The organism is Janthinobacterium paucivorans (assembly GCF_051380805.1).
Lineage (GTDB): Bacteria > Pseudomonadota > Gammaproteobacteria > Burkholderiales > Burkholderiaceae_D > Janthinobacterium > Janthinobacterium lividum_D.
The window spans coordinates 138,931-155,466 of sequence record NZ_JBNYXR010000011.1; the positions used below are offsets into that span (position 1 = coordinate 138,931).

Consider the following 16,536-nt stretch of genomic DNA (forward strand, 5'->3'; position numbering starts at 1 on the left):
CTGCAGCCTGAAAAGGATAAAAAAGCGTACGAACTACAGTGAGGCGGCAGGCGGACCGCGCACGGGCGGCAGGATGCGTGTGGCGACGGGGGCCAGGGTGGCTGGCGCGATGGCCAGCAAGCGGTAGGGCAGTAATTGGGCCGGTGGCGCGGTGATGGCCGGCGGCGCGGCGATATCGGCCACTTTGTCGATGGCCGTGGCGCACAGCGCGCACTCTTCCGCGTCGAGGCTCGTCTTGTGCAGGTGCGAGGCTGCCGTCGACAGCAGGAACACGAGGGCAAGCGCACTGAACAGGGCCAGGCATAGCTGCCATGGTGCGCGCGCCAGGGCGGCGGCACCGTGATGGGCAGGCTTGCCATAAGGCTTGCCATAAGGCTTGCGGGTGGGCTGGCGGGAAGGCATGAGGATATAGTAGCAAGAAAATTGCCGCGCTGTTGGCGCTTGTTGCGTGATTTGCGCCAGAGCGACCTGACAGGATGACGCGCAAGTCGCGCTGGGGCAGGCCGTAGTGCTGGCGCAAGCCGGCCGCGAAGCACGATGGCCAGCCCCAGGCGCAGCTCTTCCAGGATGCTGCGGAAATGCCGCTATTCCAGCCAGCTGGCGGCGCAATTACCCGTGCTGTCACCTCTGCTGGTACCGGATGGCTAGCTGTACGCTGGTAGCGTGGTGGCGCTGGCCGATACGGCTTCCGGCTATGGCTGTATCGGCAACCGGCCCGAGGGCGCGAACAATTTCACCACCATCGAGTTCAAATCGAACCACTTGGGCACGGCCTGCGAAGGCACGCTCACCTGCACGGCGAAAGTCGAGCCCAAGGGCCGCAACACGCAAGTGTGGGATGCCGTGGTGAAAAGCAAGGAAATGGGCAAGACCATCGCCCTGTTTCGTTGCACGCAGATGATTCTGTATCCCAAGTAACCGAAGGGCAAAATCCGGGGTCGTACCCTGCAGGGGAAATTTTCCCCAATGGGGGAAATTCCGATCCCGAAGGGAACGACCCCAGCCCTTGCTTGGGTTCGCTAGATTTTCACCCAGTTACCTTTATACAAAACCGGTCCCGTCGGTCCGTTCGGATTGGGCGACCCGCCTTTCGGTTCCAGGGTAACGGCCATCGTGGCTACGTCGTTGCCGATGCCACGCTGCGGCAAGGCCAGTTTCATGTTGCCCTTGTCGGCCAGCAGACCCAGCGAACGCGGGTTGCCGCTCTTCGGCACGGCCCACAGTTCCAGGTCGCGATCAGCAGGTACGGGCGCGTTGCCCAGCATGCGCACCTCGAGCCCGCCTTGGCGGCTGTCGGCCGTCAGCAGCAGGGCTGTTTGCGCTTTCTCGTCCGTCAGGCTGGCCACATAGCTGATCTGTGGTGTGTCCATGACGCGCGTGGCCACGACGATCACCAGCAGCGCGGCGATGGCGCTTGAGGCCATGCCGAGCGAACGCCAGAATGACAGCGAATCGCGCAATAATGACCAGCCACCCTGGGGCGCCAGGTGCAAGCGCTGCTCGATCTGTTGCCAGACGCGCTTGGGCGGCGCCACGGGCGTGGCAAACTCCGCCATCGGTTCCAGGCGCTGGCGCCATTCGGCCGTGATATTGCGCAAATCGGCGTCGTTGTGCAGCCAGCCTTCGAAACGCCGGCGCGCGCCGCCTTTCAGGGTGCCCAGCACGTATTCGGACGCCAGTTTCTGGCGCAAGCTGTCATTGCCGCGAATATTCATGTTGCCTCCCGTTTCGCCAGGCACGTACGCAGCCGTTCCAGGCTGCGCCGTATCCAGGTCTTGACGGTGCCGATCGGCAGCGACATCTGCTGCGCCACTTCGCTGTGCGACAGGTCATGATAGAACGCCAGGGCGACTACTTGCCGATGCAGCCCGTCCAGGGCCGACATGCAAAACGCCAGCGCCTTGGCATCACTGCTCAGCTGCAGTGCTTCGATGGGCGTGGCCTGGGGGTCTTGGAGTGCATTCATGACTTCGCTATCAAACTGTTCGGCATCGATTTCCACGGTATCGTCGCTGCGCCGCAGCACATCGAACGCCTTGTTGCGCACGATGGTGGCCATCCAGGTCATCGGCGCCGCCAGATGGCTCTGGTAAGTGGCGGCATTGTTCCAGATGGCAACGAAACCCTCTTGCAAGGCTTCTTCGGCGAGCTCTTGCTTATGCAATATACGCAGCGCGAAGCCGAACAGTTTCGATGATGTGGCGTGATATAGTTGACGGAACGCCGTGGCGTCCTTGTTGCCACTGGCGAGTAGCCAGGTTTTCAGTTGTTGCGGGTCGAGCGATTGAGCGGCTAGGGACACGGCTGGCCTTCATAAGGTGAATGGGATCACGCGAGGGAAGGTTATAACATACGTGCAACAGCTGGCAACAAGGTTTTGCGGCCAGTGTCGCCAGTGTCGGATCAGCCGGCGATGGCGCTCTCGATTAATTTATGCAATTCGGCGAATTCTGGCTTGCCCACGTAGCGCTTGAGGATCTTGCCCTGCTTGTCGAGCACGAAGGTGGTGGGTGTGAGGGCCACGTCGCCGTAAGCCTTGGCCGCCTCACCTGTCACGTCGAGCGCCACCTTGAAGGGCAGCTGGCGCGTTTCGGCGAAATTAAGGACGTAGTTGGCCGGATCGTATTTCATGGCCACGGCCACCAATTCCAGTCCCTGCCCCTTGTACTTGTTGTAGGTGTCGACCATTTCCGGCATTTCTGCCACGCATGTGGTGCAGGAGGTAGCCCAGAAATTGACCATCACGACCTTGCCGCGCAGGCTGCTTGACGTAATTTTTTCGCCATGGATGCCGTGGAAGGTCACGTCCGGCGCGCTTTGTTTGTTGTTCAGAAACGCCACCGCAGCGACAGCCATCAATGCAATACAAAATAGCGCGGGCTTGCTCCAGGATTTGGCACTCGATGTCGACATAGTTTTCACACCAGATAACGTAACGATGGGGCCATTATAGCCCCATCGTTTTGTGTACGGCCTGGCGGGCCTACTGTCCGACGGCGTTGTTGACGCGCCCCGGTATCGGATCGGGCTGCAATTGCTTCAGCTCCGCTTCCGAAATGTAGTCGAACAGCTTGACCACTTTCTGCACGCCACCCACGCCGCGCGTTACGTCGGCCGCGACCATGCCTTCGCGCTGGGTGACTCGGCCCATCAGGAAGACGCTGCCGTTTTCGGTGACGACCTTGAACGAGGCTGCCGAGATAGTTTTCATGTCCACCAGGCTGGCCTTGACCTTGGTGGTGATCAGCGCGTCGTTCGAGCGCGAGGTGTAGCTGGCCGGGCCGGCGATGATCAGTTCATTGGCCACCGATTCCACGCCTTCGATATTGCGCACTTCGCGCTCGACGGCATTTTTCATCGCCTCATCGCGCACTTCGCCTGTCAGCAGGACGCGGCGGTTGAAGCTGGTGACGTTCACATGGCCGGCATCGCCGACGATGGAGGGGATGCGCGATTCGCCTTTCAGGGCGATCGACTTGTCTTCGGTCTGGGCGCCAAGGGTACGGCGGTCTGCCGCAGCAACGCCACTCATCACTGCGCCGCCGACCATCAGTTCGATGCAGCCGGTGAGCGAGGTGAGCATGGCGCCGCACAGCAAAGCGGTAGCCAGTGGGCGTTGTACGCGTTTCCAGCCTGGGCCAGTAGCGAATTTAGTCATTCACGTCTCCTCCGAATAGGGCGACGTCGATGCCGTCGCAGATGCAGTGTATGGTGGTCAGGTGGACTTCCTGGATGCGCGCCGTGCGCTCGGCCGGCACGCAGATATGCACGTCGGCATCGGTCAGCATCTTGCCGATGGCGCCGCCGTCCTTGCCCGTCAGCGCCACGACGCGCATTTCGCGCTCGAGCGCCGCTTCTACTGCTGCCATCACGTTGGCCGAATTGCCCGACGTGGAGATGGCCAGCAAGATATCGCCGGCCTGGCCGAAGGCCTGCACTTGTTTCGAGAAAATCTCGCGGTAGCTGTAGTCATTGGCGATGGCCGTCAGGATCGAGGTATCGGTCGTCAGCGCCAGGGCCGGCAGCGGAAAGCGCTCGCGTTCGAAGCGTCCCACCAGCTCGGCCGCGAAATGCTGGCAGTCGGCGGCGGAACCGCCGTTGCCGCAGGCCAGGATCTTGTTGCCGTTTGACAATGCATAGAACATCAGGTCGATCGCCTGCGCAATGGGTTGCGCCAATACGGTAGCAGCCCGGATCTTGAGTTCGGCACTTTCGTGGAAGTGCGAGAGGATGCGTTGATTATTCATAGTCTGGCGATTATAGTGCAGGTGCGCGGCATGGCGGACAAGCACGGTTAAAAATGCTTACATATCGAGGATGTTCTTCAGCCAGCTGATGCGCCCCCCATCGATGGCGAGTGCGTCGAAGCGGCATGGCGGCACGATATTTTGCGTCAGCAGCCAGCTTTGCGCCGCCAGCACCATGCGCCGCTGCTTGCTTGACGTGATGCTGGCCAACGCGCCGCCAAAGGCGGCACTGCTGCGTAGCCGCACTTCCACGAAGACGACCGACGGGCCATCGCGCATGATCAGGTCCAGTTCGCCACCTTTGCACCGATAGTTGCGTGCAAGCAGCAACAAGCCTTGTCGCCGCAGATAGGCGAGCGCAGCGTCTTCCCCCTGCTGTCCCCGTGCCTGTGTATTTTGGAAAGGCAAGGGCAGCATGGCGTATCCTTATTGTGCCGGTGGCAAGGCGGCCGGCGTTGCCGCTGCGGCCGGTGGCCAGGTGCCCAGTACGCCCTGCTGGTAGCTGGCAGCTTGCTCCGTGCGTTCGAAGACGCTTTGCGCATTCTCGAAGCGTACGGCCAGGCGGCCAGTCACGCCATCGAGCGTGAACGGCGCGTTTGGACGCAGCGCCACTTCGCGCGCCACGCGGAAGGCATCGATGCCCAGCGCGTACAGGCGTTCCATGTCCGCCGTCAGGCGGGCGTCGCCTGGCTGCGGCGGCTGCGGATACTGCATCACTTGCGGGTGGTTGCGCTGCACTTGCCATGGCAGGTCCAGCAGGCGCGCGCCGTCGAGTTCCGGGCCGCTGGCGCCGCGTCCGGTGCCGGGATTCAATGACGACGTGCCATACAGGGGCAAATCGCTGCCGATGGCCACGCGCAATTGGCGCGCCTGGTCAGCGTCGAGCGCGGCAAACAGCAGGCCAGGCGGTGTCGCGGCCAGGCGCGCGCGCAGCTGCACCAGCTCGGCATCGCTCAGGTAGCCATTCGTGGCCGTCAAGTCCATCGTTTCGATCTTGCCGCCCTGGCGCAGCCATTCCTGCTTGAAGGCGGCGCTGGTGCGGCGTTGCGAGGGCGAACCGGCCGAGAGGATCAGCGCGCTGGCAGACGGCTGTTCGCTGGCGGCCCAGGCGGCGACCTGGCGCGCTTCCGCTTCGATCGACAGGCCCATGATGAGCATTTTTTCCGGCAGGCGCGCCTCGCCGCGGTGGTCCGGGTGGTTCAGGGCTATCGTCGGCTTGCGCACCAGGTCGCTATTCGCCACCGCCGTGACGGCCGAGCGCGACAGGGGGCCGACGATGACGTCCTGTTCCTCTTGCGCTTGTGCAAACTTGTTCAGGACATCGCTGCTGCCATCGCCCGTGTCGATCACCGTCACTTCGAAGCCGCTGCGGTCGCGCGCATAGGCGGCCATGAAGCCGGCGCGCAGCAATTCGGCGGCCGGACCCAAGGAAGACGAGCGCAGCGGCAGCAGCAAGCCGATGTGGTGGACATTGCCATCGGCCGGTGCCGGCGCCGTGGCCGTCGGCATGTCGAGCGGCGTGCCGGTCGCCGGCTTGTTTTTGCTCGGCGCCAGCGGCGCAGCGTTGCCGTCATACGCGGTAATATCGGGTACGGCCACGGCAAACGTCACCGGTTCTGGCGCAGGCGGCTTGGGCGGCACGGGTGGTGGCAACGGCTTCGGTGGCGGCAGCGCCCTTGTGTTAGATTCAATAGGCGCGCACAATTGGCCGGGCGCGTCGCAAGGCGTGCTGCAAGCGCTCAGCATGCCGGTCGCGGCACAAACAAGCAGTAACTTCACACTATTAGCAAGCATTCAACCTCCAAAATGACCGTACAAGAAATCAGTTCCATCGCCAGCCTGCCCATCATGACAGAGGCGGCGCACCAGGTCTATCCTATCGCAACATTGTATATAGTGGCCACGCCGATCGGCAATGTGACCGATATCAGCTTGCGCGCGCTGCACTTGCTGAGCCTTGCCGACGCCGTTGCCTGTGAAGATACGCGCAATACGGCGCACCTGCTGACGCGCTTTGGCCTGAACAAGCCATTGATTGCGGCGCATCAACATAATGAGCGTGAAGTGGCGCAGACCCTGATCGCCCGCCTGCACGCCGGCGAGCGCATCGCCCTCGTCTCCGATGCGGGCACGCCCGCCGTTTCCGACCCGGGCGCGCGCATCGTCGACGCCGTGCGCGCAGCGGGTTTGCGCGTGCTGCCGCTGCCGGGCGCATCGGCGGCCATCACGGCCATTTCCGCCAGCGGTTTGTTGAATGACCAGTTTTACTTTGTCGGCTTCCTGCCGGCCAAGGCCAAGCAGCGCGAAAACATGCTGCACAGCTTGCGCGGCGTCACGGCCACGATGGTGTTCTACGAGGCGCCGCACCGCATCCTCGATTGCGCCACAGCCCTGGTGGAAGCGTTCGAGCCTACGCGCCAGGTGGTGTTTGCGCGCGAACTGACGAAAATGTTCGAGGAAATCCACCGCTGCCCGCTGTCCGAAGCGGAAAGCTGGATACGCGCTGATGCGCATCGCGAAAAGGGCGAATTTGTCGTCCTGCTCGAAGGCGCAACCGAGGCGCAAGACGCGGAAGACGTGGAAGCGGAACGCATCCTGAACATCCTGCTGGCTGAATGCAGCGTCAAGCAAGCGGCTAACCTGACGGCGCAAATCACGGGGCGCAAGAAAAACGCCCTGTATGAACGGGCGCTGCAGTTGAAGGGCCAAGAATAAGGGCATGGTGAGATAGCCAATCCCGGTATCTTGTAAGTCTCTGCCCTTGCCTCAACACTTGCCTTACCACTTGCAGCCGCTATCCTTTTTGTCGAGCAACATCAGCACGGGTGCCAGCAAGCCCGCGCCTGCATAGGCGGTGCGGCAATCGCCGCGCTTGCCTTGCGCGATATCGCGCGCGAGTCGGGTTTGCGTTGCCAGCGGCTGGTCGGGGATTTGCCCGACGGCCGTGCCCACCTTGGATGGATCGCGTTCGCCGGCCATCTTGCGCGCCGTCTTCCTGGCCGCTTCCATGTCGAATTTTGCGGTCTCTTGCGGCAAGGTATCCGAGTTGGCTGCCGGCGTTGCCGGTGCCAGCGTGATGGCTGGCGGGTTCGGTGCTGGCGCGGTGGCCACCGCTGGCGTCGGCACTGCGCGGGTCGCGGCGCGCCTTGGCTCAATGATGGGTCTTGCTTCGCGCTTTGGCTGGACGACTTCGACAGGCGGCGCTGGGGGCTTGGCGGCCAGTGGACGTATCCACACGGCAATCGACTCCACGCGCGGACCCGCATCCGGCGCGACAGGCGGTGGCACATGGCGCCATAGATAGACCAATGCGCCATGCAGCAGCACGGACACGGCAATGCCCAGCACCATGCTGCGGCGGCTTGGCATGGGCCGGCCACCGTCTCTTCTTTCTATACTGAAATCCATTGCCGTCGTCGCCTTCATGTCTGAGCGGGAAAACTTGCCTAGTTAGTGTCGCATACTTCAATAGTTTTGAAAAATACATGGCTTCTCGTGCCCGGCGTAAATAATTTACACAGAGTTTCACCTGACCCTTGACCGAAGTCGATACGGCCTGTATTATCTTGGTCTTCGGAGTGTGGCGCAGCCCGGTAGCGCACCTGGTTTGGGACCAGGGGGTCCAAGGTTCGAATCCTTGTACTCCGACCAAATTTGTAGAAAAAAACCCAAGAGCTTCGGCTCTTGGGTTTTTTTTCGTCTGTACGGTTCACGCCGGTCGGGTAGGTCGGATTAGCGCGCAAGCGCGTAATCCGACGCCACCAGGGTCATGGCAAACACTGTTGTCGGATTACGCGTGGCGTCGCCACGCTAATCCAACTTACCTCAAACAGCGGCGCGTTTTGCCGCGATGGCGTTGCCGGCGCGGCTGGAACCCTTGCGCCCTAGCTGCTGCGAGATGAACTGGCCCGCATCGACCACCAGTTCCAGGTCGATGCCGGTGTCTATCCCCAGTCCCTGCATCATGTAGAGCACGTCCTCGGTCGCCACGTTACCGGTAGCGCCCTTGGCGTAGGGGCAGCCGCCCAGGCCCGAGACGGACGAATGATAAATCGCAATACCCGTTTCCAGGCTGGCGTAGATATTTGCCAGCGCCTGGCCATAGGTGTCGTGGAAGTGGCCGGACAGGCCGCCCACGTGGAAGGCTTGAATCGCGCGCTGCATGACCGCCTGCGTTTTTCGCGGCGTGGCCACGCCGATGGTGTCGGCGATGTCGATCTCGTCGCAACCGAGGTCGCGCATGCGCCCCACCACGTCGGCCACGGCGTCCAGCGGCACGTCGCCCTGATAGGGGCAGCCGAAGGCGCAGCTGATGCTGCCGCGCAGGCGCAAGCCATGTGCCTTGGCCGCCTTGGCCACGCCTTCGAAGCGGGCGATCGATTCAGCTATCGAGCAGTTGATATTCTTTTGCGAGAACGCCTCGGAGGCGGAGCCGAAGATCACCACTTCATCGGCCTTCGCCGCCAGCGCGGCATCGAAACCTTGCATGTTCGGCGTCAGCGCCGAATACAGGGTACCGGCGCGGCGCGTGATCTTGTCCATCACTTCCGCGCTGGTGGCCATTTGCGGCACCCATTTTGGCGAGACGAAGGACGCCGCCTCGATGTTGCTGAAGCCGGCCAAGGTCAGGCGGTCGACCAGCTCGATCTTGACGGCGGCGCTGATGGTTTCCTTTTCGTTTTGCAGGCCGTCGCGCGGACCCACTTCGACGATCTTCACCTGTTTTGGCAAACTCACTTGATTGCTCATCTCAATATCCTTGCAAACGGTTGACGATGCCGGCGACTACTGCTCCGGCATGCAGGCGGCGCATCTTGGCGGCGATCTGCGCCACGCTTTCGCGGCGCAGGGTGGCCGCCGAAATATGCGGCGTGATGGTGATGCGCGGTTCTTGCCAGAATGGGTGCTGTTGCGGCAGCGGCTCGTTGCGGAACACGTCGAGCGTTGCCCCGGCGATATGTCCGCTGCGAATCAGGGTCAGTAAATCCGGTTCGGCAATATGCGCGCCGCGCGCCACGTTGATGACGTAGGCGCCTGGCAGCAGCATCGACAGACGCGTGCGGTCGAGCAGGTTATGCGTCTCGGGCGTGAGCGGCAGCATGCACACCAGCACGCGCGTGCCGCGCAAAAAGGCTTCCAGCTCCTCTTCGCCCGCAAAACATTGCACGCCATCGCTTGACTTGCGGCTGCGGCTCCATCCCCGCAGGGGAAACTCGAACTGCGCCAGCGCTTGCAGTACGCGGTTGCCCAGCACGCCCATGCCCAGCACGCCGATGGGGAAATCGGCCTTGTCGTAGGCGGGTAGCGCTTGCCAGATGCCGGCGCGGCCCTGCGCCTCGTACGCGTCGAACTGGCGGAAGTGGCGCAGCACGGCGTGGCTCACATATTCGGCCATCTGCACGCCCATGCCCGCGTCGTCTAGGCGTATCAGCGGCACGTGTGCGGGCAGCGCCTCGCCAAATTTCAAGAGTGCGTCGACACCTGCGCCCGTGTTGAAGATGGCTTTAACTTGGCGTAATGCTGGCAGCATGGCCGCTGGCGGCTGCCATACGACGGCGTAGTCGCACGGCGCGAACGTTTCGCCTTCGCGCCAGAAATGGATTTCGGCCTCGGGCAGCAAGTCACGCAAGTCGCTGATCCACGCCGCTTCCTTGCCGTCCGAACGTTGTAAAAGGATGCGCATCGTCACAGCCTTTATGCGGCAGCCTTGAAGGCCAGTAGCGGCGCGCCATCGCTCACCTGGTCGCCGACGCCGTACAGCACGTCTTCCACCAAGCCATCGTGTGGCGCGGCGATGGTGTGCTCCATCTTCATCGCTTCCATGATGACCAAAGGCTCGCCCTTTTTCACGTCCTGGCCTTTGTTGACAAGCACGGCGACGACCTTGCCCGGCATGGGCGCCGTCAGGCGGCCGCCTTCCGCTTCCACTTCGCCCGCATGCGCCATCGGGTCGCTGTAATGCAAGGTGTAGTGCAAGCCGCTGCTAAATACGTGGAACTGCTCGCCGTCGCGCAGCACGGTGCCGTGCACGGCACGCTCGCCGAGCTTGATGTGCAGCTCATTGCCTTGGCGCGCCGTCAAGCTGAGGGGCTGGCCGTTGAACAGCCAGCCATCGGTCTGGTAGGTGATGCGTGCGGCATAGGCCTCGGCCTCGGCGCCGCCAGCGAGCGTGAACTCATCGGCAAACGCCAGGCTGCGTCCCAGAGTGCTGTTCAAGCGCCAGCCCAGGGCATTGCCCCACGGGTCGGCGCGGTGGCTCGACTGCGTTTCGGCGGCCGCTTTCTCTTCCAGCAGCAGGGCCACCGACGCCAGTGCCAGCGCCGTGTCTGGCGTTGCCTGCAGCGCGGGGAATAGCGATTCTTGATTGCGCTCGATTAAACCCGTGTCGAGATCGGCGCTGGCAAATGCCTGGCCTTCGACCAGGCGCTTCAAAAAAGCGATATTGCTGGCCAGGCCCACGATCTGGTACTCACCCAGCGCCTGCGCCATGCGTGCCAGTGCCTCGCGGCGGTCTGCGCCCCAGACGATCAGCTTGGCGATCATGGGGTCGTAGAACGGGGAGATAGCGTCGCCCTCGCGCACGCCCGAATCGATGCGCACGGCGGCCGGAACCACCGTTCCGCCCAGCTCGAACGTCACCGCCGACGGCGACTGCATGTGGCGCAGGGTGCCGATCGATGGCAGGAAGCCCTTTTCCGGGTTTTCCGCATAGATGCGCGCTTCGATGGCGTGGCCGTGGATCGTCAGCTCATGCTGTTTTTTCGGCAGCGGCTCGCCAAAGGCGACGCGCAACTGCCATTCCACCAGGTCGGTGCCGGTGATCATTTCCGTCACCGGGTGTTCCACCTGCAAGCGCGTGTTCATCTCCATGAAGTAGAACGAACCATCCTGGTTGGCGATGAATTCCACCGTGCCCGCGCCCACATAGCCGACAGCCTTGGCAGCGGCGACGGCCGCCTCGCCCATGGCGGCGCGGCGGTCGAACGGCATGCCCGGCGCCGGCGCTTCTTCCAGCACCTTTTGATGACGGCGCTGCACCGAGCAATCGCGCTCGAACAGGTAGATGCAGTTGCCCAGGGTATCGGCAAACACCTGGATTTCAATATGCCGTGGACGCGACAGGTATTTCTCGGCCAGCACCTTGTCGTCGCCGAAAGAGCTGATCGCTTCGCGCTTGCACGAGGCCAGCGCGGCCTTGAAGTCGGCGCAGTGCTCGATGACGCGCATGCCCTTGCCGCCGCCGCCGGCCGAAGCCTTCAGCAGCACGGGGTAGCCGATCTTGTCGGCCTGGCCGTGCAGGAAGTCCGCATCCTGGTTGTCGCCGTGGTAGCCAGGCACCAGCGGCACATTCGCCTTTTCCATTAGCGACTTGGCGGCCGATTTGGAACCCATGGCGCGCATGGCGGACGCCGGCGGGCCGATGAAGACCAGGCCTGCAGCGTGGCAGGCGTCGGCGAAGTTGGCGTTTTCGGACAAAAAGCCGTAGCCGGGGTGGATCGCCTGCGCGCCAGTGGCCAGCGCCACGGCGATGATCTTGTCACCGCACAGATAGCTTTCCTTGGCCGGCGCAGGGCCGATCAGCACCGCTTCGTCGCAGACGGCGACGTGCTTGGCGTTGGCGTCTGCCTCCGAATATACGGCAACGGTCTGGATGCCCATGCGGCGCGCGGTAGCGGCGACACGGCAAGCGATTTCGCCGCGGTTGGCGATCAGGATTTTAGTGAACATGGTCTCTCTCTTTGCAGCTCGTGGCTGGAAGTTTTTTTATTGTGGGGTCAGACCCTTTGGGTCAGACCCCTGCAGTACAGACGTTGGGTCAGGTTGTTGCTTAACCCAAAAGCAATAGCTGGGGTCTGACCCCGGTTGACTTCGATCAGCAGCCGCACTTCTCTTTCTGTACCGAGTCGAGCATGGCGCCGCGCGTCTGCAAGCCCAGTTTGTTCAACAGGGTGCGGTCGTCTTCCGCTTCCGGATTATCGGTGGTGAGCAGCTTGTCGCCGTAGAAGATGGAATTGGCGCCCGCCAGGAAGCACATGGCTTGCACGGCTTCGCCCATCTGGCGGCGGCCCGCCGACAAACGCACGCGCGCTTTTGGCATGGTGATGCGGGCAACCGCAATCGTGCGCACGAACTCGAACGGATCGAGCGCTTCCAGGCCATACAAAGGCGTGCCTTCCACCTGCACCAGGTGGTTGACGGGCACCGATTCCGGATACGGATTCAAATTGGCCAGCTGGGCGATCAGGCCGGCGCGCTGCAATCGCGTCTCGCCCATGCCGACGATGCCGCCGCAGCACACTTTCAAGCCCGCTTCGCGCACGCGGCCCAGGGTGTCCAGACGGTCCTGATATTCACGCGTGGAGATGACGTTGTCGTAGAACTCGGGCGCCGTGTCCAGGTTATGGTTGTAGAAGTCCAGGCCGGCGTTTTTCAGGCGGTGCGCTTGTCCCTCTTCCAGCATGCCCAAAGTAGCGCATGTTTCCAAGCCCAGCGCCTTTACCTTGGTCACCATCTCTTCGACTTTTTCCATGTCGCGCTCTTTCGGGCTGCGCCAGGCGGCACCCATGCAGAAGCGCGTGGCGCCATTGGCTTTGGCCTGGCGGGCCGCGTCGAGCACCGTGTCGATGTCGAGGATTTTTTTCGCTTCCACGCCCGTGTCGTAGCGCGCTGCCTGCGGGCAGTAGCCGCAATCTTCCTCGCAGCCACCGGTCTTGATCGACAACAAGGTAGCCAGTTCCACGTCGCCATCGGGGAAGTTGATGCGGTGGGTTTGCTGGGCCTTGAACATCAGGTCATTGAATGGCAGGTCGAACAGTGCCAGCACATCGGTGACGGGCCAGGTGGCCGCTTCCGGCACGGTGATGCGCGCCGCAGGACGGTGCAGTTCGACGGTTTTTGCTGCTTCTTGGACGTGAGACATGTGATTCCTTCGCTTCTATTTTTGGAGACGTTTAATTATTCGGTTTAATGTTTCGACTGCTGCGCCGGCCAGTTGGGCAAGCCGCTGAAATCGAGATACGCCGCCGCCGCTTCTGCGCCGGGTTGCGCCAGGCGCGGCACCCTGCCCAGCAGCGGCGCCGGAATGCGCTCGGTCAGTGCTTCGATATTTTCGTCGAGGAAGCGCATTTCCACTTCCAGGGTGTTGGCGACCCAGCCGATCAGCGTCAGGCCGCGCGCTGCGATGGCTTCCACCGTCAGCAAGGCTTGGCTGATGCAGCCGAGGCGCATGCCGACTACCAAAATTACCGGCAGGTCGAGCTGCTGCGCCAGGTCGGCCGAATCGAAACCGGGCGACAGCGGCACGCGGAAACCACCTACGCCTTCGACCACGACGGCATCCGAAGCGGCGGCGATTTCCAGGTAGGCGGCCAGGATGGGCACCGACTCGATAATGACGCCTTCCAGAGCGGCGGCGATATGCGGCGCCGCCGCTTCCTTCAGCATGTAGGGCGTGGTCAGGTTACGCAGCATGCTGACGTTGCCGGCGGCGATCAGGCTGTCGGCGTCTTCATTATGCAGCTGGCCGTCGCGCATCTCGGCGCCGGCGGCGACGGGCTTCATGCCGCAGGCGCGTACGCCGCGCGCCACCAGCGCGTGCAGCAGGGCCGACGAGGTCAAGGTCTTGCCGATTTCCGTGTCGGTACCGGTGACGAAACAGGCGAAGCGCGAGGGCAGGCCGGTGCTCGCGGGGGCGGGTTGCACCGCCTGCGCCAGGTCTGCCAGCACTTCGGCCACGATGGGGTCATCAAGGCTCATGACGTGTCCTTTCCAGGGTGTTGACTGCGTTGATCAATTGCGCCACTTCCTGCGCCGTGTGGCCGGCCGACAGGGTCACGCGCAAGCGCGCCGTGCCGAGCGGGACAGTAGGCGGGCGGATCGCGCCGACCCACAGGCCTTGCTGGTACAGGGTGGCGGCGATGCCCATCATTTCCGCGTTGTCGCCGATGATGACGGGCTGGATGGCGCTAAATGACGGCAAGGCTTGCCAGCGCTGCAGTTGCAAGCCGTCGTTCCATTGTTCTACCAGCGCGGCCAGGTGGGCGCGGCGCTGCCGGCCTTCCTCGCCGGCGATGATTTCCAGGCTGGCCAGCAGCGCATGCGCGAGCGCGGGCGCGGCGGCCGTGGTAAAGATGTAGGGGCGCGCCTTCTGGATCAGCGTTTCGATTACGGCCTCATGCGCGCAAACAAAAGCGCCGCCCACGCCGGCCGACTTGCCCAGCGTGCCCACATACACCAGGTGCGGCGAATGCAGCTTGAAGTGTTCCAGCGCGCCGCGGCCATGCTCGCCCAGCGCGCCGAAGCCGTGCGCATCGTCGACCACCAGCCAGGCGCCGTGCTGCTCGCACAGGGCTAGCAACGCCGGCAGCGGCGCCAGGTCGCCATCCATGCTGAAGACGCTGTCGGTGACGACGATTTTGCTTGTCGCCGTGCTTGCCGCCAGCAGGGCCGCCAGCGCATCGAGGTCCGCATGCGGATACACGTGCGTTTTCACACGCGCCAGGCGCGTGCCGTCGATCAGCGAGGCGTGGTTCAGCGCTTCCGAGAAGATCTCGGCTTCGGCATCACCGGCGGCCAGCGCCGTCAGCACAGCTAAATTAGCCATGTAGCCGGTGCAAAAATACAGCGCGCGTGGCTGTTCCAGGTTGGCGCCGACGAAAGCGGCCAGTTGCTCTTCCAGCTGGGCATGGGCGCGGCTGTGGCCACTGATCAGGTGCGACGCGCCGCTGCCGGCACCATACAGGTCGGCACCTTCTTTCAGCGCTGCCACGATGCGCGGATGCGCTGCCAGGCCCAGGTAGTCGTTGCTGCAAAAGGCCAGCAGCTCGCGCCCGTCTACCGTCAGGCGCGGCGCGCATGGCGTCTCGACGGTGCGCCGGCGACGGATCAGGCTGCGCTCTTCCAGCCCGTGCAGTTGCTGTTGCAGTCGCGCGATCAGTTCCATCTCAGGCTCCGATCACATGCTTGAAGACGGCCAGCGTTTGCTGGCCCAGGCCCGCGATTTCTGCGTCGTCAAGGATGTACGGCGGCATCAGGTAAACGGTGGAACCTATGGGGCGCATCAAGAGTTCGTGCTCCAGCGCCGTGCTGAAGAAGCGGCGCGAAAAGTCGGGTGCCGCGTCCACCGCATCGAAGGCCCAGATCATGCCCCGCTGGCGAAAGTGTTTTACTTTTTCATGCTGCGCCAGCGGCGCCAGGGCGCGCGTAATCTTGGCGGCGCGTTCCCGGTTGCTTACCAGCACATCGTCTTGCTCGAAAATCGACAGGGTGGCCAGCGCCGCGCGGCAGGCCAGCGGGTTGCCGGTGTACGAGTGCGAATGCAGGAAGCCGCGCCGCACGTCGGTGCTGTAGAAGGCTTGATAGATATCTTCGCGCGTCATCACCAGCGATAAAGGCAGGTAGCCGCCGCTGATGCCTTTCGACAGGCAGACGAAATCGGGCCAGATGCCGGCCTGTTCGCAGGCGAAGAAAGTGCCCGTGCGCCCGCAGCCGACGGCGATTTCATCGACGATCAGGTGTACCTGGTAGCGGTCGCACAGGGCGCGCACCAGGGACAGGTACAGCGGATCGTGCATGGCCATGCCGGTGGCGCACTGCACCAGCGGCTCAATGATGATAGCGGCGATTTTGTCCGATTTTTCCTGGAATAATCGTTCCACATCGGCGGCGGCGCGGCGTGCCACATCCTCGGCTGACTCGCCTTCGGCGGCCTGGCGGAAGTCGGGTGACATCACCGTCTGCGAGGCGCGTAACAAAGGACCGTAGGCATCCTTGAACAGGGCGACGTCCGTGACGGCCAGCGCACCGATGGTTTCGCCGTGGTAGCTGCCTTGCAAGCAGACGAATTCCTGCTTGTCCGTTTTGCCGCTGTTGCGCCATGCGTGAAAGCTCATTTTCAGGGCGATTTCCACGGCCGAGGCGCCGTCGGATGCGTAAAAACTGTGACCGAGCACGCCGCCGGTCAAGGCGGAGAGTTTTTCCGACAGTTCGACCACCGGTTCATGCGTGAAACCGGCCAGCATCGCGTGTTCCAGGCGGTCCAGCTGGTCCTTCAGCGCGGCATTGATGCGCGGATTCGCGTGGCCGAACAAGTTCACCCACCAGGAACTGATGGCGTCCAGGTAGCGTCGTCCTTCGTGGTCATACAGCCAGGCGCCGCGGCCGTGGCTGACGGGGATGAGCGGTACAGCGTCGTTAGCCGATGCGTGATGCTGCATTTGCGTGCACGGATGCCACACACTACGCAGACTGCGTTCGACCCAGCCCGATTGTTTTTCTGCTTTCAAAACTG

18 protein-coding genes and 1 tRNA gene are annotated in these 16,536 nt (G+C 63.0%); 3 read left to right on the top strand and 16 right to left on the bottom strand.

Annotated features, from left to right (window positions below; all coding sequences use genetic code 11):
- Nucleotides 1-33: 33 nt before the first annotated feature.
- Nucleotides 34-402, bottom strand: a complete 369-nt coding sequence (locus ACQ4V8_RS14820) for a hypothetical protein (protein ID WP_436571739.1) — start codon at nucleotides 400-402, stop codon at nucleotides 34-36.
- Nucleotides 403-648: 246 nt separating this feature from the next.
- On the opposite strand from ACQ4V8_RS14820, the gene ACQ4V8_RS14825 reads away from it, so the two are divergent.
- Complete coding sequence (locus ACQ4V8_RS14825; RefSeq protein ID WP_334686043.1) at nucleotides 649-918, top strand: PaaI family thioesterase; 270 nt, start codon at nucleotides 649-651, stop codon at nucleotides 916-918.
- A gap of 101 nt (nucleotides 919-1,019) precedes the next feature.
- Here the strand turns inward: ACQ4V8_RS14825 and ACQ4V8_RS14830 are convergent, their stop codons facing one another.
- The 7 genes from ACQ4V8_RS14830 to ACQ4V8_RS14860 form a co-directional block, all read right to left on the bottom strand.
- Complete coding sequence (locus tag ACQ4V8_RS14830; protein WP_010393961.1) at nucleotides 1,020-1,715, bottom strand: anti-sigma factor; 696 nt, start codon at nucleotides 1,713-1,715, stop codon at nucleotides 1,020-1,022.
- Complete coding sequence (locus ACQ4V8_RS14835) at nucleotides 1,712-2,302, bottom strand: sigma-70 family RNA polymerase sigma factor (RefSeq protein ID WP_010393963.1); 591 nt, start codon at nucleotides 2,300-2,302, stop codon at nucleotides 1,712-1,714. Before ACQ4V8_RS14835 ends, ACQ4V8_RS14830 begins: the two co-directional genes overlap by 4 nt.
- Before the next feature lie 101 nt (nucleotides 2,303-2,403).
- Entirely contained in the window at nucleotides 2,404-2,856 is a 453-nt protein-coding gene (locus ACQ4V8_RS14840; protein ID WP_436571740.1) for a peroxiredoxin family protein, read from the bottom strand.
- A 127-nt stretch (nucleotides 2,857-2,983) separates the two neighbouring features.
- Complete coding sequence (locus ACQ4V8_RS14845) at nucleotides 2,984-3,658, bottom strand: BON domain-containing protein (RefSeq protein ID WP_010393968.1); 675 nt, start codon at nucleotides 3,656-3,658, stop codon at nucleotides 2,984-2,986.
- Entirely contained in the window at nucleotides 3,651-4,247 is a 597-nt protein-coding gene (locus ACQ4V8_RS14850) for a phosphoheptose isomerase (protein WP_010393971.1), read from the bottom strand. Before ACQ4V8_RS14850 ends, ACQ4V8_RS14845 begins: the two co-directional genes overlap by 8 nt.
- A gap of 57 nt (nucleotides 4,248-4,304) precedes the next feature.
- Nucleotides 4,305-4,664: a YraN family protein gene (locus ACQ4V8_RS14855; RefSeq protein WP_010393973.1), complete on the bottom strand. Its 360-nt coding sequence runs from the start codon at nucleotides 4,662-4,664 to the stop codon at nucleotides 4,305-4,307.
- 9 nt (nucleotides 4,665-4,673) lie between these two features.
- The gene (locus ACQ4V8_RS14860) at nucleotides 4,674-6,041 is read right to left on the bottom strand and encodes a penicillin-binding protein activator (RefSeq protein ID WP_436571741.1); all 1,368 of its coding nucleotides are present in this window, start codon (nucleotides 6,039-6,041) and stop codon (nucleotides 4,674-4,676) included.
- 12 nt (nucleotides 6,042-6,053) lie between these two features.
- On the opposite strand from ACQ4V8_RS14860, the gene rsmI reads away from it, so the two are divergent.
- Nucleotides 6,054-6,962, top strand: a complete 909-nt coding sequence (gene rsmI / locus ACQ4V8_RS14865; protein ID WP_010393976.1) for a 16S rRNA (cytidine(1402)-2'-O)-methyltransferase — start codon at nucleotides 6,054-6,056, stop codon at nucleotides 6,960-6,962.
- A 63-nt stretch (nucleotides 6,963-7,025) separates the two neighbouring features.
- Here rsmI and ACQ4V8_RS14870 read toward each other — a convergent pair whose 3' ends face one another.
- The gene (locus ACQ4V8_RS14870) at nucleotides 7,026-7,616 is read right to left on the bottom strand and encodes a hypothetical protein (RefSeq protein WP_010393977.1); all 591 of its coding nucleotides are present in this window, start codon (nucleotides 7,614-7,616) and stop codon (nucleotides 7,026-7,028) included.
- A 205-nt stretch (nucleotides 7,617-7,821) separates the two neighbouring features.
- Between ACQ4V8_RS14870 and ACQ4V8_RS14875 the strand changes: the two genes are divergently transcribed.
- Nucleotides 7,822-7,898: transfer RNA gene (locus tag ACQ4V8_RS14875), tRNA-Pro, on the top strand.
- A 174-nt stretch (nucleotides 7,899-8,072) separates the two neighbouring features.
- On the opposite strand, the gene ACQ4V8_RS14880 is transcribed toward ACQ4V8_RS14875, so the two are convergent.
- The 7 genes from ACQ4V8_RS14880 to bioA all read right to left on the bottom strand — a co-directional run bounded on the left by ACQ4V8_RS14880 (nucleotide 8,073) and on the right by bioA (nucleotide 16,531).
- Nucleotides 8,073-8,996 carry a hydroxymethylglutaryl-CoA lyase gene (locus tag ACQ4V8_RS14880; protein WP_436571742.1) on the bottom strand — a complete coding sequence of 308 codons (924 nt, stop codon included), beginning with the start codon at nucleotides 8,994-8,996 and terminating at the stop codon, nucleotides 8,073-8,075.
- 1 nt (nucleotide 8,997) lies between these two features.
- Nucleotides 8,998-9,930, bottom strand: coding sequence for a 2-hydroxyacid dehydrogenase (locus ACQ4V8_RS14885; RefSeq protein ID WP_010393980.1), 933 nt, complete (start codon nucleotides 9,928-9,930; stop codon nucleotides 8,998-9,000).
- Between the two features lie 11 nt (nucleotides 9,931-9,941).
- The gene (locus ACQ4V8_RS14890; protein ID WP_010393982.1) at nucleotides 9,942-11,975 is read right to left on the bottom strand and encodes an acetyl/propionyl/methylcrotonyl-CoA carboxylase subunit alpha; all 2,034 of its coding nucleotides are present in this window, start codon (nucleotides 11,973-11,975) and stop codon (nucleotides 9,942-9,944) included.
- A gap of 145 nt (nucleotides 11,976-12,120) precedes the next feature.
- Nucleotides 12,121-13,167, bottom strand: coding sequence for a biotin synthase BioB (gene bioB / locus ACQ4V8_RS14895; RefSeq protein ID WP_436571743.1), 1,047 nt, complete (start codon nucleotides 13,165-13,167; stop codon nucleotides 12,121-12,123).
- Nucleotides 13,168-13,211: 44 nt separating this feature from the next.
- Nucleotides 13,212-14,003, bottom strand: a complete 792-nt coding sequence (gene bioD, locus ACQ4V8_RS14900) for a dethiobiotin synthase (RefSeq protein ID WP_010393987.1) — start codon at nucleotides 14,001-14,003, stop codon at nucleotides 13,212-13,214.
- Entirely contained in the window at nucleotides 13,993-15,189 is a 1,197-nt protein-coding gene (gene bioF / locus ACQ4V8_RS14905) for an 8-amino-7-oxononanoate synthase (RefSeq protein WP_010393990.1), read from the bottom strand. The genes bioD and bioF overlap by 11 nt, the downstream gene beginning before the upstream one ends.
- A gap of 1 nt (nucleotide 15,190) precedes the next feature.
- Nucleotides 15,191-16,531, bottom strand: coding sequence for an adenosylmethionine--8-amino-7-oxononanoate transaminase (gene bioA, locus ACQ4V8_RS14910; RefSeq protein WP_261980805.1), 1,341 nt, complete (start codon nucleotides 16,529-16,531; stop codon nucleotides 15,191-15,193).
- Nucleotides 16,532-16,536 lie beyond the last annotated feature (5 nt).